At 35.5% G+C, this 15,714-nt stretch carries 16 protein-coding genes; 2 read left to right on the plus strand and 14 right to left on the minus strand.

What is annotated here, in order from left to right; translation table 11 throughout:
* Positions 1 to 38 precede the first annotated feature (38 nt).
* From IPH66_14520 to wecB, 7 genes are all read right to left on the minus strand, one after another.
* The gene (locus tag IPH66_14520; protein MBK7130556.1) at positions 39 to 1,244 is read right to left on the minus strand and encodes a glycosyltransferase family 4 protein; all 1,206 of its coding nucleotides are present in this window, start codon (positions 1,242 to 1,244) and stop codon (positions 39 to 41) included.
* A gap of 34 nt (positions 1,245 to 1,278) precedes the next feature.
* Positions 1,279 to 2,607 (minus strand): oligosaccharide flippase family protein, encoded by a 1,329-nt coding sequence (locus IPH66_14525; GenBank protein MBK7130557.1) that lies wholly within the window; start codon positions 2,605 to 2,607, stop codon positions 1,279 to 1,281.
* Positions 2,608 to 2,693: 86 nt separating this feature from the next.
* On the minus strand, positions 2,694 to 4,538 hold the full coding sequence (asnB, locus tag IPH66_14530; GenBank protein ID MBK7130558.1) for an asparagine synthase (glutamine-hydrolyzing): 1,845 nt from the start codon (positions 4,536 to 4,538) through the stop codon (positions 2,694 to 2,696).
* A gap of 236 nt (positions 4,539 to 4,774) precedes the next feature.
* Positions 4,775 to 5,128, minus strand: a complete 354-nt coding sequence (locus IPH66_14535) for a hypothetical protein (protein MBK7130559.1) — start codon at positions 5,126 to 5,128, stop codon at positions 4,775 to 4,777.
* Positions 5,129 to 5,188: 60 nt separating this feature from the next.
* The gene (locus IPH66_14540) at positions 5,189 to 5,302 is read right to left on the minus strand and encodes a hypothetical protein (GenBank protein ID MBK7130560.1); all 114 of its coding nucleotides are present in this window, start codon (positions 5,300 to 5,302) and stop codon (positions 5,189 to 5,191) included.
* Positions 5,263 to 5,499 (minus strand): hypothetical protein, encoded by a 237-nt coding sequence (locus tag IPH66_14545; GenBank protein MBK7130561.1) that lies wholly within the window; start codon positions 5,497 to 5,499, stop codon positions 5,263 to 5,265. The genes IPH66_14540 and IPH66_14545 overlap by 40 nt, the downstream gene beginning before the upstream one ends.
* Positions 5,500 to 5,743: 244 nt before the next feature.
* Complete coding sequence (gene wecB, locus IPH66_14550) at positions 5,744 to 6,856, minus strand: UDP-N-acetylglucosamine 2-epimerase (non-hydrolyzing) (protein ID MBK7130562.1); 1,113 nt, start codon at positions 6,854 to 6,856, stop codon at positions 5,744 to 5,746.
* 153 nt (positions 6,857 to 7,009) lie between these two features.
* Here wecB and IPH66_14555 point away from each other — a divergent pair, with 153 nt between their 5' ends.
* On the plus strand, positions 7,010 to 7,588 hold the full coding sequence (locus IPH66_14555; GenBank protein MBK7130563.1) for a non-canonical purine NTP diphosphatase: 579 nt from the start codon (positions 7,010 to 7,012) through the stop codon (positions 7,586 to 7,588).
* Positions 7,589 to 7,619: 31 nt separating this feature from the next.
* Here IPH66_14555 and IPH66_14560 read toward each other — a convergent pair whose 3' ends face one another.
* The 7 genes from IPH66_14560 to IPH66_14590 all read right to left on the minus strand — a co-directional run bounded on the left by IPH66_14560 (position 7,620) and on the right by IPH66_14590 (position 14,966).
* On the minus strand, positions 7,620 to 8,840 hold the full coding sequence (locus tag IPH66_14560) for a 4-hydroxy-3-methylbut-2-enyl diphosphate reductase (protein MBK7130564.1): 1,221 nt from the start codon (positions 8,838 to 8,840) through the stop codon (positions 7,620 to 7,622).
* A 37-nt stretch (positions 8,841 to 8,877) separates the two neighbouring features.
* On the minus strand, positions 8,878 to 9,576 hold the full coding sequence (locus IPH66_14565; protein MBK7130565.1) for a hypothetical protein: 699 nt from the start codon (positions 9,574 to 9,576) through the stop codon (positions 8,878 to 8,880).
* A gap of 70 nt (positions 9,577 to 9,646) precedes the next feature.
* Positions 9,647 to 9,868 carry a hypothetical protein gene (locus tag IPH66_14570; GenBank protein ID MBK7130566.1) on the minus strand — a complete coding sequence of 74 codons (222 nt, stop codon included), beginning with the start codon at positions 9,866 to 9,868 and terminating at the stop codon, positions 9,647 to 9,649.
* A 22-nt stretch (positions 9,869 to 9,890) separates the two neighbouring features.
* Entirely contained in the window at positions 9,891 to 10,112 is a 222-nt protein-coding gene (locus tag IPH66_14575; protein ID MBK7130567.1) for a hypothetical protein, read from the minus strand.
* Between the two features lie 72 nt (positions 10,113 to 10,184).
* Positions 10,185 to 11,360 carry an amidohydrolase gene (locus IPH66_14580; protein ID MBK7130568.1) on the minus strand — a complete coding sequence of 392 codons (1,176 nt, stop codon included), beginning with the start codon at positions 11,358 to 11,360 and terminating at the stop codon, positions 10,185 to 10,187.
* Entirely contained in the window at positions 11,323 to 11,751 is a 429-nt protein-coding gene (locus tag IPH66_14585) for a sulfite exporter TauE/SafE family protein (GenBank protein ID MBK7130569.1), read from the minus strand. The genes IPH66_14580 and IPH66_14585 overlap by 38 nt, the downstream gene beginning before the upstream one ends.
* Positions 11,748 to 14,966 (minus strand): PD40 domain-containing protein, encoded by a 3,219-nt coding sequence (locus tag IPH66_14590; GenBank protein ID MBK7130570.1) that lies wholly within the window; start codon positions 14,964 to 14,966, stop codon positions 11,748 to 11,750. Before IPH66_14590 ends, IPH66_14585 begins: the two co-directional genes overlap by 4 nt.
* A 69-nt stretch (positions 14,967 to 15,035) precedes the next feature.
* On the opposite strand from IPH66_14590, the gene IPH66_14595 reads away from it, so the two are divergent.
* Positions 15,036 to 15,686: an MBL fold metallo-hydrolase gene (locus IPH66_14595; GenBank protein ID MBK7130571.1), complete on the plus strand. Its 651-nt coding sequence runs from the start codon at positions 15,036 to 15,038 to the stop codon at positions 15,684 to 15,686.
* Positions 15,687 to 15,714 lie beyond the last annotated feature (28 nt).

Raw genomic sequence — 15,714 nt, forward strand, 5'->3', positions numbered from 1 at the left:
AAGTTTTTGCCGGAAGTTATAATATTTATTCAGTAGACTCATTGATTATTCACATTACCGTTTAATAAATTGATATAATCATCGGCATATTTGTACCAACTATACTTATCCTGAATTTTCTTTATGCCCATTTCAGAAAATGATTTAGTTAATTCAGGGCTATTATATAATTTCTCAATTTGAATTGCTAAATCATTGACGTTGTCAATTTCAAAGTAGAGTCCATTGCCTTCTATTCTATCCTTTACCTCAACTGTACTATTTACGATGATTGGTGATCCACAAGCAAGACAATCCAACATGCTTGTAGATTCTTGTCTTGGCCATACGCCAACATCGGACATGGCATAAAGTTTTGACAAAGTTTCCTGATTTGTAAATGGGTGGATGACGCAACTTTCCCGAGATTTAATTTCATCTTCTTGTGGTCCGTTGCCTATGAACAAACCTTTTATTTTTGAATTATTCTTGTTTAAAATCTCAACTGCCTTTGCCAATACAAGAGGGTTTTTATCCTCACTGAATCGTCCAGAGTAAACTAAAACAAAGTCGTTTTCTACAAAACCATACTTCATTTTTAGTTCATTTTTATCACGCAGAGAAATCGGGTGATACACTTGCGTATCAACAGAAAGGCTTTTAACAAGTGTTTTATTTCTTTTAAACCCAAAGAATAGAATACTTAATTCACGCCCTTCTTCATGTGGACAGATTGAAAGATAAGTTTGACGATAAATAAATTTACCGGGTAAAGTGTGAAGTAATTTCCATTTAGTTTTTTTTATCCAACTCATGTTTTTCCATGAGCGAAACATGGGAAAAACGGAGTAGTGAATATGATTTGAGTTGATAAATTTATATTTTAAAAACAGGCTGAAGACAGCTAATTTAAACGTAAGTAGTGAGCCTATGTCAAAGATATGAACGACATCAGGTTTGATTTTTCTTAGAGTTTTAAATACTTTTTTAGGTAAAACTTCAGTTTTAAAAAATGTGACCGGAAGACGGTGAATTGTTACACCATTTTCTTGGTACACTCCTTCATCTGTATATGGAGGACCAAGGAAAGTTTCATAAGTGTTTTTATAATCAGCAGAGGTGCTGAATTTTTGGGAAGTACTTGTAACAATGTGCACATCACAACCTTTTTGAGCAAGTGCCCTGGGAAGATAATTTGCCATATATCCGAACGGACTGGAGTACCAACCACAAACGAAAACAATTTTCAATTTTTGGTTTTCCATATGGATTAAAATGAAAAGAAGAAACTAATAATTATCATTTGTGGTTCCTCCATGATTTAATTAATTTTCCGCCACGAATTAGGTCATGTTTGTTCAGAAAAGACATGGATGTAAATATAACAAATAGTACATAGAGTAAAACCTCTATCCCCCATCCTAACTGATAATAGATATTTGAATAGGCAATCAATAATATTACAATAACATTGAAAAATACTTTAGACATAGAAAGAGGAATATAATATTCTTTTGATGCAAAGTGCCTAATGAGAATTAAATTAAGTGTGGTACTTATTATTCCTGCAATGCAAGCGCCTAAGATACCAATATTCGGGATAAGCAAAAGGTTAATTGCCAGATTGAGTATTCCTGTTCCGATAGAGATCACGCTGATAATTTTGGTTTTTTTTGCGATAATTAGTCCGGGAAAAAATTGATTTAAACTTGCAAACTGAAGTGTTATAAGAAGAATTGGGACATAAAATATTGCATTTTCGTATCCTGACCTTCCAGCAAGAAAGTGTGTAAGTTGTAAAGAAAAAATACCTATAAATGCAATTGCTAAAAATGAGAGAAAACTAAAGTAACGAAAAATTGAATTAATTTTCTGTGGTGTATCAGACTCCTTATAGTGCTTATATATCAGAGGAGCCAATGCTGTTGACATACCGAGATGGACAATGCTAAGGATAGAAGCCATTTTTAATGAAAAACTGTACAACCCTAATTGTTCAAGACCAACAAAATGTTCAATACAAAATCTATCAATAATGAGAAAAACATAAATCCCTATTGCATTCGGTAGCATTGGTAGGGAAAAGTGCAGAAGTTTTTTGAGGACAACAGGGGAAAATACAATTCCAAAATCTTGACGGGTGAAAAACCAGCCTAAGGAAATTCCAATAAAGGCACCTATTATTTGGCTGATAAAAATACTCTCAATACCATACTTGAACTTTAATACAAGAAGTATGGTTAATGAAATTGTAGTAAGATTGTAAACTAAGGCACAAATCATTTGTTTCAAAGGGAGTATTTTCCATGTCAACTGGTTTTGTGAAAAATAAAAGATTCCATTCAGTGAAATAGATGCTGCTGCAAGAACTAAGAGCTCACTATTAACGGATATCAGGGAACTTAGTTGATTTGCAAAAACAAGAGTAAGAATGAAAAATCCACTGAAGGAAGATAGTACAAAATAGGCGACGGTTGAAGTGTAAATTCTAATCTCTGATGCACTTGAAAGTTCATTATAGTAGCGACCAACACCTTCTTGTATTTGTAAACTAAATATTACAATAGCAAATGTAGAAAGCACACTGATCATTTCAAGGATTCCATAATCACCTTGAGAAAACATCATGGTATAAAATGGCAACAAAAAAAATGAAATTCCCTTTGTCAGAACGTTGGAAAGATAATAGATGAAGCTGTTTTTTACAAATGATCTTAGCATTTGGAGAAATCTGTTTTAGAGAATTTGTACAAACTATATAGCATCAAAATTTTCCAAGTTGCAGCAGGCGGAATTTTAGCTTTGATCCTTATCCAGCCAATATCTTGTAATGCCTGAATAGCCACATCAATTAGTTTCACGGTTTCTGGATGTTCTAACCACTTTTGTTGCGGAGGAGCAAAACCCATCTTGTCTTTTCTCCAGCAGATTGCATCTGGTATTTTGTTTTCAAAAGCTTTACGCAGAACAAATTTTTGCCATCCTTGGTTTATTTTAAATTCTGCAGGCAAACTGAAACAAAAATCAACCAGATGATGATTCAGAAAGGGCAATCTTGTTTCAATTGAGAAAGCCATTGAGTTTCTGTCACCTATTCGAACTAACGTCTCAATATAATAATTGTTTAAATCTGCATATAATACATCATTGAGAATTGGTTTTTGAATTGGATAATTAAAGTGATCAAATCCATGACAATTGATAAAGGATTTATCCAATATTTTACTCCAAGGTGAATGCACGCGAGAACGCAGAATTTTATTGTGTCTCAATTTTACTTTCAAAGTGTGTAGCAAGCCATGTAGCCTTGGACTGCTTTTCTTTATTTTTCCGGCTAAATCCAATCTGCCTTTTAATTCAGAACTCTGATCTGATTTGGCATGTAATTCTTGCAAATAAATTCTGTTGTGCCATGGATAACCTGCCAGTATTTCGTCTGCACCTTGACCTTCGAGAAGAACAGATATGTGGGATTCAGATGCTAATCTCATTACTGCAAAATGGTTTAGCATACTTGCTGACCAAAAGGGTTCTTCTTGATGATAGAATATTTTTTCCAAATCATGTGTAATAAGTTCAAATGTCGGAAAAACTGATTTGTAATCTCCTGCTATTTCTTTACTCACGATATCGATGAAGTGATTCTCGGAAAATCCCTGATCATTAAACCTGGCCGAGAATAGTTTATTTTTTAAGTTTTCTGAGTGATTAAGGTAAGATTCACTAATAAGTGAGTGAATAATGGTACTATCAATCCCACCAGACAATGTTGATCCAATTTGAACATCAGAGGTCATACAATTGTCAACACTTTTTATTAGATGATCGAAAAGAATTTTTTTTGCAGTATCCAGATTAATGTTGTCAATTTTGCGATTAACACTGTAGTATTTGCACGTAGTTAATTTTCCTTGATAGTCAACTTTTATCCATTGTGCTTTGGGGAGTTTTTTAATGTTTTTATAAAATGTCTGCGTTTCTATTGCTGGATTTACAACCAAATCAGTCACTAAAAAATTTGATACCATGAACAGATCAATTTCAGCCGTGATACCCACCCCAAACAACGCCTTCATCTCAGACGCAAAATAAAACGCATCGTTAGACTGATAGTAAAAAAATGGCTTTTCTCCAAAACGATCTCGGGCGCAAAATAATTTCTGTTCCTGTTCATCCCAAATGGCAAAAGCAAACATGCCATCCAGTTTTTCTAGCATTTTTTCCCCATGCTTTTGATAGAGTGCTAATAAAACTTCTGTATCACCGGTAGATTTAAAAGATTGGCCGGTTTTAATGAGTTCTTCTCTAAGTTCTTTGTAATTATAAATCTCACCGTTATACGTGATGCTATATCGGTTTGCAAATCTCATAGGTTGCGCGGCATTTTCTGAAAGATCTATAATTGAAAGTCTGCGATGTCCAAGTCCAACTGTTTGTTGCTCGTTTATCCATATTCCTTCTCCATCTGGTCCACGGTGACGAAGTAGATGATTCATTTTCTGAATTTCTTCAGTATGAACCTTTCCGCCAAATCTCACAATGCCTGCTATTCCGCACATCCGGTGTCAATCAATGATTAATGTTTCAAATGTACGGAATAATGAAGGCTTCACGTGCGATTTTGAAAAAGTTTTTCATTTCAAATTATACGCTATGAAATTGTTATTTCTGATTTAACTTTGCTACAAAATCAGCCTTACTAAAAATGTGCGTGTAAAAGGGCAATAAAAAAAAGAAATTCCCTTTGTCAGAACTGTTGACAAATAATAGATCGCGCTGTTTTTTACAAATGAACTTAGCATTTTCCAAAATCAGTTTTTGAAAACTTAAGAAGACTAAATAACATTAATATTTTCCAATGAAACTTCGTAGGCAATTGCACATCTTTGTTCAACCAGCCGCTTTTAATCAATGTTTCAACTGCTAGATTGATCAGATTCATGTTGTCTTCTTGTTCCATCCATTTATCCTGTAGGGCGACGCCCGAAATTCCAACTTTGAGCGAACAACTTTTTGGCAATTTTTGAATCCCCATATAAAATGTTTGACTTTCGTTTTCTGGGTTAACAACTAAGTCTGTCAACAAAAAATTCGAAATCATAGATGGGTCAACATCAACAGAAATACCAACGGCAAAAAGCGCTTTCATTTCAGAAGCAAAATAAAACCCCTCATTAGAAACATGTTAATAAAAAGGTTTTTCACCAAATCAATCTCTTGCACAAAATAGAATTTGCTCAACATCATCCCATATTGCCAAAGCAAACATACCATCAAGCTCAATCAGGGTTTGTCTTTTTTCTGATCGTAAAGCGCTAATAATACTTCCGTATCGCTATCTGAATGAAACTGATAACCGTCTTTAACAAGATCTGATTTTAGTTCTTTGAAATTATAAATTTCGCCATTGAATGTGATCGTATATCTATTCAGATAAGTCATAGGTTGACTTGCTCTTTCTGACAAATCTATGATTGACAAACGTCTGTGTCCAAAACCAACATTTGCTTTTGAGTTTATCCATTGCCCTTCTCCATCAGGTCAACGATGGGCAAGTGCATCCGTCATTTTCTTCAGACCTTGAATCTCTACATTTTTCTCGCCGAAACACAATACACCAACTATTCCACACATAGGCTTCATTAAACAAAGTTCTCACCAAAGGTAAAATTTAAAGAGGTTGAGTCAACATACCAGATTGAATAAAACAAAGAGTTATTTCTAAATATAATTATCAAAGTTTTGACCAAAAATTGAACAGAAGTCATCGAAAAATTTCATTCATTATAATCTCAAATACACGCTCGGTAGATTTTCCGTCCCAAAAGTGAGGGATTGCACCTTTTTTGAAATCACCGCTTTCAATTTTATCGATTTCTTTTTGAATGTCTGTGTTCGTAAATTTGACCAGAATATTTGTCCCTATATCTATAGTTATCGGGCGCTCAGTATTTGGTCTTAACGTTAAACAAGGTTTGTGTCTATAAGTTGCTTCTTCTTGAATGCCGCCGCTATCCGTTAAAATAAATTTGCAGTTCTTAATCAACGCCTGAAAATCAAAATATCCTTTTGGTTCCGTTATTATTAAATTCTGACATTGTCGCAGTTCACTCTCTAAATCAAATTTATTGAAGTTGTTCTTGGCACGTGGGTGGATAGGAAGAACAATTTGATATTTTTGACCTAAGTAATTAATTAGGCTGATTATTTTTTTTAAATCTTTTTTTTGATCCACGTTTGAAGGTCTATGCATGGTCATTAAAATATAGTCACTTTGTAGCTTTAATTCACTTAAAATATTTGAGTTAGAAATTTCATTTTCAAACTTATTAATCGCGTCAATCATTGTATTTCCGATTAGAAAGGACTTGCCCTTTAATTTTTCAAGTTGAATATTTTCTGCACCAGATTTTTCGGTAATGAATAGATAATCTGAGACCCGGTCCGTTAAAATGCGATTTATTTCCTCAGGCATCGTTAAGTCGTTAGATCGTAGTCCACTTTCGAGATGAGCTAAAGGAATATTCATTTTATTTGCAACTAATGCTCCAGCCAGAGTAGAGTTTACATCTCCAGGAACTATAATCAAGTCAGGTCTAAAAGTATTTAAAATTAGACGCTCGAGATTCTGCATTGCGGTTGCGATTTGAACTATTGGACTAGAAGAATTTAATTCAAGAAAAAAATCAGGTTGGGTATTAAATTGCTCAAAAAACACGCTGCTCATAGCTTGATCATAATGTTGACCTGTATGTACAATTCTTACTTCTAAATTTTCATAGTGGTTTGCAACTTCTTTAAAACGACAGACTTTAATAAAATTTGGCCTTGTTCCAACAATAACAAGAATTTTTTTTTGAGTTAATGAATCCGCCATATTTCGTCGATTATTTTTTTGTTCTACCTTTACATTTAATTGAGCTGCAAATTAAATTTGTTGCGCAAATTCGAATGAAAAATACTAATTCCGCCCTCTTCTATAAAGTTAACAATTATAATTTTAAGCAATATTTTAGCACAAATATAGGTTATGAATCTCCTCTTCGCAACTCAAAATAAAAGCAAAGCCATCGAAATTCAAATGATGATGCCTGGAGGTTTCGCTGTCAAAAGCTTACAAGATGTTGATTGTGACGATGACATTCCGGAAACGGGAAAGACATTAGAGGAAAATGCGTTAATCAAAGTGCGATATGTGTACCAAAAATTTGGTGTCGATTGTTTTGCAGATGATACCGGATTGGAAGTTGATGCCTTGAATGGTAAGCCTGGCGTGCTCTCTGCACGTTACGCTGGAGAAGAAAAAAGTGCAGAGGCGAATATGAATCTGATTCTAAATCAACTTAAAAATACATCCAACCGCAACGCAAAATTTAGAACAGTAATTGCTCTCATTGTAAATGGAACAGAAATTTTATTTGAAGGAATTGTTAATGGAATAATTCTGGAAGAAAAATCTGGTCAAAAAGGTTTTGGATATGACCCGATTTTTAAACCAAACGAATCCACAAAGACTTTCGCTGAAATGTCACTGGATGAAAAAAATAAAATTTCTCACAGAGGCAGGGCATTGGCAAAACTTGTTTCGTGGTTGAAAACGGTAAACTGAAATCTAAACTTTTCTGCTTGTCGAAATCTCTTTACATCAATTCTGCTAATACTGCATCAACAGATTTATTTGCTTTTGTAAACGTGAGTATTTTCTGAATAACCCTATCAACCGTAGCGTCAGGGCAGGATGCGCCGCTGGTGACAATGATGTTTTTCACGCTATTATCAACCAGAAAATTTGATGTGGTTTTCATTTCTTTACTGTGAAGATCAAAATGGTGAATTTCGTTTTCTGATATTAATTCTTTTTCATCTTGTATGAAGTAGGTTGGAAATTTAGTCTCACATAATTCTACTAAATGTGATGTGTTTGAGCTGTTATAACCTCCAACTACAATTGCAATATCTGCTTGTTGATTCAGTAATTCAAGCGTGGCTGACTGGTTGTCATTGGTTGCATAACACAAGGTGTCACGGGTGCTTGCAAAATGATTTGTTATTTCAGAGGCACCATATTTCTGAACCATAATTTCTTGCAAGTAATCTGAAATTTCTTGCGTTTCACTGGCTAGCATCGTGGTTTGGTTAACTACGCCAATGCGGTTTAAATCAATTGCCGGGTCAAATCCTTCCGTAAATCTTCCGGTAAATATTCTTGCAAAACCATCTTTATTTAATGTTCCAAGAATGACTTCTGCCAATTGTTTTGCTTCTGTTATGTCACGAATGACAAGCGCTTTGGCAAATTCATTGGTGTGAGAAAATGTTGCGCGTGTTTCTTCATGTTTATCTTTGCCATGAATGATTACGGTGTATTGATCAGATCCTAATTTTTCTGATTTTTTCCAAACTCGTTGTACAAATGGGCAAGTAGTATCATATTTTTCCAATTGAATTCCGCGTGAACGTAATTCTTGTTCAATTTCTCGCGTTGTTCCAAACGCCGGAATAATCACAATATCATCTGCTGTTAATTGGTTAAAAGGAATAATTTGATTGCCCTTCGTGTCTTGTAAAAATTGTACACCTCTTGCAATCAAATCAGCATTCACCTCCGGGTTGTGAATCATTTGGCTAAGCAAATAAATTTTTTTTCCCGGATTTTCATGAATGGCTCGATAAGATATTTCAATGGCGTTTTCAACCCCGTAACAGAATCCAAAATGTCTTGCAAGTATAATTTGTGAATTGCCAAAGTTGAGTAAGGTAGGAGAGAAGTCCTTTTTCAATTTATCTTTGGCGCTGCGCATGGCTTTCACTCTGCTTATAACAGGTGAACGGTAATATTGCGGAATTTCAAAAGTTTTCAAGACGTCGCTTTTTTACAAAGGTAACAGTTGAACTTGATTATTGTTCAAGGTTCAGTAGGTAGTCTAAGCCTGAATAGTTGAGGTTATCACCTGTCCAGTGTTTAAGGGTATTGCCGTTATTATCTATTAGAAATACGGAAGGGAAAACTCCGTCTGAAGTTTCTACAAATAATTGATCGTTGTTTACATACCGAACATCAAATTGTTGTCCGCCGTGTTCAGCAATGAATTTTTCGGTATCAGCAACCTCACCAGGAAAAACTGAGACCACTTTTATTTTTTGTCCTGCCTCTTGATTAATGCCAATTTTTTCTGCTGCCACCTTGCAGTGAGGACATGTGGTAGTGAAAAAACACAATAGCGTAGAGCTGTTGTCGCTGCTTAGAAAATTACCAATCTCTGCTTTTAGTTCATCTAATTTTACTAATTGAACATCATCTGTCAAATCACCGTAATCTGACTGATAAATAGGAGAGATAAACGAGATGCCAAATCCTGTTGGCAAGGCTATCAAAAAGACAATGACTAAAGAGATTTTTCTGGTTTTTGAAAATGTATTTTTCAGAATCAATAATGAAATGAAAACAGAAAGGATGCAAAGTGCACGTAAAATTATAGTTGCTGCCACCCATCCTGTTCCGACTTTTACCAAACTAATGGTGAGCAAATCAAAATAAAAGGGTACAATAAAACTTGCACTGAAAAATATCAAGCTGAACAATATTCTGAGAACCATAGAACAAAATTAAGCAAAAAAAAATGACCGTCTCCCGGTTGAGAAACGGTCATTAAATAAGATTAATTAATTACTTCAATTCGCAAGTTTGGCTGTCAGAACCAATTGAGAATTCAAAAGAATCACATTTTGATTCTGCATCTTTTTTAGTCATGTCAGCAAGGGTGGTATCAGCACCGCTGTATGGAATTCCGAGTACAGTTCCAGAACAAGTACAAACATAATCTTTTTTGCAAGAAGTGAAAACCACCGCACTTGCAACTACTACTAGAGCTAAAGCTACTTTTTTCATACGATATTTAGTTTAAGTTAATTTATTTTAATTCACAGTCAACATAGTCTGAACCAAAACTTGCATCACCTTTGTTGCATTCTGATTCAGCATCTTTTTTAGTCATGTCAGAATAAGTTGTGTCTACACCACTGAAAGGGATGCCTAACACGGTTCCTTCACATGAACATACATAATCTTTTTTACATGCTGTGAGAACTGAGAAAGCCCCAATTACACCCACAAGTACAAATAATTTTTTCATAATTTTTTGATTTTGTGTTGCAATGATACAAATAAAATGCCAGAAAATGACCTTAACAGCCTAAACAGAAGGTTAAATATTTGTGTCAACAATTGATAACAAAGCAACTATACCAGTGCTCAGCGCATTTTCATCAATATCAAACCGTGCATTATGCACCCCGTGAACAATACCGCGTTGCTCATTCCGCACCCCAAGCCGGATAAAGGTTGCAGGTACTTTATGTGCATAAAATGAGAAATCTTCACCGGTCATTCTAATGGGTAAATCTTCAACAGCATGTTCACCTAAGGTGCTTTTTAAAACAGACCTTACTTGTTCAGTGAGATCGGGATCATTTTCAAGATAAGGGTAGCCGCGTTCAATAGTTATATCAACAGATGCGCCGGATGCTTGTGTAATTTTTTTTGCTGTTTCTGTGATGAGTTCATGGGCTTTGATTCTCCATTTTTCATTCATGGTTCTAAACGTACCTTGCAATGTCACGTAATCAGGAATTACATTGGTTGCACCCAGACCTTCAATACGGCCAATTGCCAGCACGCAAGGGGTGTTTTCAGGGCAATGCGCTGCAGGTAATTCATGCAAAGCCACAACTAGTTTACTGGCAATTAATACCGGATCAATGTTCAACTTTGGCATGGCAGCATGTCCGCCTTTACCGTAAACCGTAATGTGGAGTTCATCACAAGACGCCATGTACATGCCTGATTTAAGTCCAACTTTTCCGGTTTCCATTTCAGGAAAAACATGGAGGGCAACTATTTTTTCAACTTTTGGATTTTCCAATACACCGGCTTCAATCATCAATTTTGCACCGCCGGGTAATTTTTCTTCTCCGGGTTGAAAAATGAGTTTAACTGATTTTTTTAATTCGTGCCTGTATTCTTGTAATACTTTTGCTGTGCCTAACAAAATAGCTGTGTGTACATCGTGTCCGCAGGCGTGCATTTTACCGGGATAGATTGATTTGTAATCCACTTCATTTAATTCAAAAATGGGTAAAGCATCCATATCTGCACGCAAGGCAATACAAGTATCATCTGATGTGTTTGCATGGATCATACCTACCACACCTGTGCCCGCAATACCGGCTTGAAAAGGTATTCCCCATTCACGCAGTTTTGACTGAATGTAAGCCGATGTATGCACCTCTTCAAATGAAAGCTCAGGATGCTGATGAAGATGACGCCGGATTGCAATTATTTCATCACGTATTTCGTGTACGCGTTGTTGTATATTTTCCATCTTCATTTTTGAAACCACCTTTTGTACTTGAATAAATCATGCGAGCTGCAACGTAGAGCATAAATATTCCAAAAATCAATTTGACAATATTGGCATTGAGTTTAAGAGAAAGTTTTGAGCCGTAGTACGCGCCAATCACAAAAGCAACGGCAATGATGATACCATAAGTCCAATTAATTTGCCCGGCTTTGTAATAATTCATCACGGCAAGTATTCCAATAGGAGGCAACATCAAAAGCAAACTGGTACCTTGCGCAGTGTGTTGCGTAACGCCTAACAAATGAACCAGCGCCGGCACAATTACTACGCCGCCTCCAATTCCAATGAATCCGCTGGCTGAGCCTGCAAATAGACCTATCAAAATAAGCAGAATAATTGTTTGTACTGTCATATATCTTTTGTTAATGAAAAATAAGGTAATGGTTTTTGAATTTCAAGATCTTCAATGCCCCAGGCTAAATCAAATCGTACGAAATATCCCCAAATTTTTGACCGCATGCCAAATCCAATTCCGCCAATTATTGGTTCACGTAAATTTTCAACACTAATGGTAATGGGTTTATCATTTATCACTTGTGTGTTGAAATAGTTTTCAGGACTGAAAGGGTGTGGACCAGTCCACGCAGTGCCAATGTCACCAAAAGCAATGAGTTGAAAATGTCGCAATAAATCACTTTTAATTGGGTAGCTTGAGAAAAAAGTAAATAAGGGTAATCTCAGTTCAGTGTTGTACAATAAAAAACTATTTCCGTTGCGTGTGTTTTGAATGAACCCTCGCATAGGTGTTGCAATAGTTTGAAAACCGAAATTTTGATTTGGATCTACCGTAATGTCTTGATCAAAGTCAGGGTTTGAACGCAGCACCCAATTATCTACAGCGCCCATGTAATATACCAATTTGCGATCTCCTAATGAAGTGGCTCCGGCTAAACGATTAACCCATATAAAATTCCGAGTGATGCGTTGGTAATGCCGAAAATCAAATCCCAAGTTAAATGTTGGATCGTAATTTCCTCCAAGCTCTTGTAAATACTCTGCAAAAAATTTCAATCGGGTACCGCGCTGAATATTTAGTTCCATTGGAATGGTATTGTCAAAAACCAATTCTACATTCACGCCGGAATTATATGAATTGCGAGACTCAAGCAAAAGAGAATTATCACTATACGGAATAAAAACCTGCCGATCTTTGCGCACGTTGAATGTGGTTCGCAAGGCAAATGTTTCAGAGAAAGGATATGAAATGCGATATCGTACATCATGCGTAAATGCTTTATAAAAACCACTTGAATTGATAGATTTTTGCCTGTAAATTACTAAGCGATGATCTAATCGGTAACGCAGGTGTTGCGCCATGAATAAAAATTCTCCGCCTGAATTAAAGTTGGTAGGAATTCTGATTCCTCCTAAAAGTTTATAATCATCAAATAAATCGCTGGCACCAATTTTAAATAGCGCATTCAATCCCGGATTAAAATAGACTGAACCGGGTCCTGAGTAAGGCTGATAATTTGGAAATAAAAAGTTGTTATCAAATTGTGATAGCACATAATCTTTGGCAAAATTCACTTGATAAATAGAGAATTTTGGTGGTTCAAATTTCTTAATTTGTCCTGCAATTTTTGTGCTGTCATCTTTCAATTCAGGGTTTGCAATTTTTTCTCCGTCTTCACCTATTTCTACAATCACACGTTGATATTTCATGTCGCCAATATACACTGTATCTAATGGTGCGTTTTGAAGTTCCAGTACTTGATTGTTATGCGATTTTCTTTTATTCCGCTTGTCGATATAGCTGGTGTTCCAAATTACATCCAGAGTACTTGTATCTGCTTTAGTAGTAATAAATTTATGTTGACTGTTTTGATACACCACATACACCATATCATTTTGTTGATTGATATGTTGCTCAACTATACTGGTAACATAATTGGTTTGCGGTGAAACAATAATTTGTGTGCGGTAGTGAATGGTAGTATCAATATGACTAATGGTGCTATCTTTTTTTGCAAAAAACCGATTGGATATTCCGTTTTGATTACTCAAAAAAACGTATTGATTTTTACCAATTCCGTATGGTTGTGATTCATCCCAATCTGGCGTATTGGTTACTTGTTCAAGAAATTTATACGTATGATCAGCTTGTTTAATATCATAAATGAAGATATCTCTTTTTGATTGGGTAAAATCAATGTCCGGCTTTTTGAAAATGGTATCACTTAATCGGTTTGAAGAAAAGATGATGCGTGAAGATTGTTCAATAAACTGTGGGTGCAAATCATCCCAAATATCGTCCGTGAGTTGTTTTCTGGTCTGTGATCCAACATCAAGTAAGTAAAGATCCGATTGACCTTTAACAACGCCTGAAAAAACAATTTTTTTTCCATCAGGTGAGTAAGCAAAGTCAAGTACTTTGTCTAATTCTTTCATTTCTTTTTCAACCAATGATTTATCATCAAGTGAATAAATGTACATCCAAAGTTTACCTTTTCTCTCGGCAAAAAAAGTCAAGGCGGCACCACCCGGATGCCACCCAATCACCGGATAAGAGTAATCTTGTATGCGCTCCATTTTTGGCTCGGCTGCATAAACCTTAGTTGTTTTTCCGCTTTCCGTATTCAATATTTTTACACGATATCTGCCCAGCGTATTCTCAACATAGGCAATGTTAGAACCATCAGGACTTATTTTTACTTCATAATAAACTGATTCTTTTTTTATTTTATATTCAACAGCGTCTCCATTAGGCTCAGTTTGATTTTTATATTCTTCAACATAGCGTGCACGATAAAATGAAATATAATTGCGGGTAAGTTTTGCAAAATCCATGTTGAGGAGTGAATAAAAACCACGTTCAATATTTTTAGTTACCCTCGTTATGTAAATGATGTTTGGAATAATGGTGGCCCCATGTGTCTCAGCTATGTAATTCCATACTGCGTGACCTGCAAATGCTTTTTCTTCATCCGTCAGTTTATTGAACTTATCAATTTTTTTTGTCAGTATAAGATCTTTTACACGGCTTTCTGTTTCTTCATCCCACTCTTTTACAAAGTATGAAATTAGTCCTTTTTCAAGCCAGGTTGGAATCCCTGAATTCATGGTTGATTTTAATTGGTCTTTCCAATCTCCGCCAAAGAGCATGTGTTTAATTAAAACTTCATAAACCGCTGATTTAATATTCTGGTTAAATGATTCATGATCACCTTCAAAATACATGAATATTTTTGAACCCACAATGCGGGTGCTGCCTCCTACATTACTATAGTCTTCATTGTTTATTCCCAAATTACTTTGTCTGAATTTAGATTGACTTTCGTACACAATCACATCTAATTTTTCAGGGAAAATATAATCTAATTTTGTTTCAGCATCCGTCAAATAGTGATGCATGGTGCGCGCAACATAAACAGCCACATCATCATTGATGCCTGAATAGTGAATTTTAAAGCGTTGGTAATTGTGATATTTCCATGAAAAGCCATTATACTGAACGCGGTTTTTACCGTACTCCTGATATGAACCTTGATAAAATTGTGATAAACCTGTCACTGAAAAATTCAGTACAAGAAAAATCACAAAGGCATATAGCAGGTTTTGCTTCATCTGTTGAAATGTAAAGATACAAATATCAAGGCATGTTTGTTACCTTTGTGCAAGCATCAGTTTTCATATATGATTCAGGTTCATAAATTAGTATTTAACGCATTTCAGGAAAACACCATCATTTTGAGTGATGAAACAGGTGAGGCGCTCATCATTGATCCCGGCTGTTATGACAGGGCTGAACAACAGTATCTGAAATCGTATATAGAAAATAACCAGTTAAAACCGGTTTTGTTGTTAAACACGCATTGTCATATTGACCATGTGCTGGGTAATTATTTTGTTATGCAGGAATTTAAGTTGGATCTGGCTATTCATCAAGCTGATTTGGACACCTTATTATCTGTTGTAAATTATGCGCATGTTTATGGTTTCACCGGATATCAACCATCACCTGAACCAACACGTTTTATCAAAGAGGGTGAGAAAATACAATTCGGAAATTCTGAAGTTGTGGTGTTGTTTGGTCCAGGTCATTGTCCGGGGCATGTTGCGTTTTACAGCGCTGAAAATCATTTTGTCATTAATGGCGATATTCTTTTCAGAGGCAGTTTTGGAAGAACTGATTTACCCGGTGGTGATTTTCAGACTTTAAAAAAATCCATTCTTAACACCATGTTTGCATTGCCAGACGAGACTGTTGTTTATTGTGGTCATGGACCAGAAACAAACATTGGAGAAGAAAAGCGAAGCAACCCAATTAGGTACATGGAAGCGTAATTAAAGAAGTTTTTTTGAATCAGAAAAT

This window comes from Crocinitomicaceae bacterium, from assembly GCA_016708105.1.
Classification (GTDB): domain Bacteria; phylum Bacteroidota; class Bacteroidia; order Flavobacteriales_D; family Crocinitomicaceae; genus JADJGJ01.

Bases quoted from the DNA above. Each gene is read 5' to 3' on its own strand.
- IPH66_14595 (MBK7130571.1), top strand. From the start codon at position 15,036: ATGATTCAGGTTCATAAATTAGTATTTAACGCATTTCAGGAAAACACC.
- asnB (MBK7130558.1), bottom strand. From the start codon at position 4,538: ATGTGCGGAATAGCAGGCATTGTGAGATTTGGCGGAAAGGTTCATACT.
- IPH66_14575 (MBK7130567.1), bottom strand. From the start codon at position 10,112: ATGAAAAAATTATTTGTACTTGTGGGTGTAATTGGGGCTTTCTCAGTT.
- IPH66_14525 (MBK7130557.1), bottom strand. From the start codon at position 2,607: ATGATGTTTTCTCAAGGTGATTATGGAATCCTTGAAATGATCAGTGTG.
- IPH66_14535 (MBK7130559.1), bottom strand. From the start codon at position 5,128: ATGAAAGCGCTTTTTGCCGTTGGTATTTCTGTTGATGTTGACCCATCT.
- IPH66_14590 (MBK7130570.1), bottom strand. From the start codon at position 14,966: ATGAAGCAAAACCTGCTATATGCCTTTGTGATTTTTCTTGTACTGAAT.
- IPH66_14555 (MBK7130563.1), top strand. From the start codon at position 7,010: ATGAATCTCCTCTTCGCAACTCAAAATAAAAGCAAAGCCATCGAAATT.
- wecB (MBK7130562.1), bottom strand. From the start codon at position 6,856: ATGGCGGATTCATTAACTCAAAAAAAAATTCTTGTTATTGTTGGAACA.
- IPH66_14570 (MBK7130566.1), bottom strand. From the start codon at position 9,868: ATGAAAAAAGTAGCTTTAGCTCTAGTAGTAGTTGCAAGTGCGGTGGTT.
- IPH66_14580 (MBK7130568.1), bottom strand. From the start codon at position 11,360: ATGGAAAATATACAACAACGCGTACACGAAATACGTGATGAAATAATT.
- IPH66_14520 (MBK7130556.1), bottom strand. From the start codon at position 1,244: ATGGAAAACCAAAAATTGAAAATTGTTTTCGTTTGTGGTTGGTACTCC.
- IPH66_14585 (MBK7130569.1), bottom strand. From the start codon at position 11,751: ATGACAGTACAAACAATTATTCTGCTTATTTTGATAGGTCTATTTGCA.
- IPH66_14565 (MBK7130565.1), bottom strand. From the start codon at position 9,576: ATGGTTCTCAGAATATTGTTCAGCTTGATATTTTTCAGTGCAAGTTTT.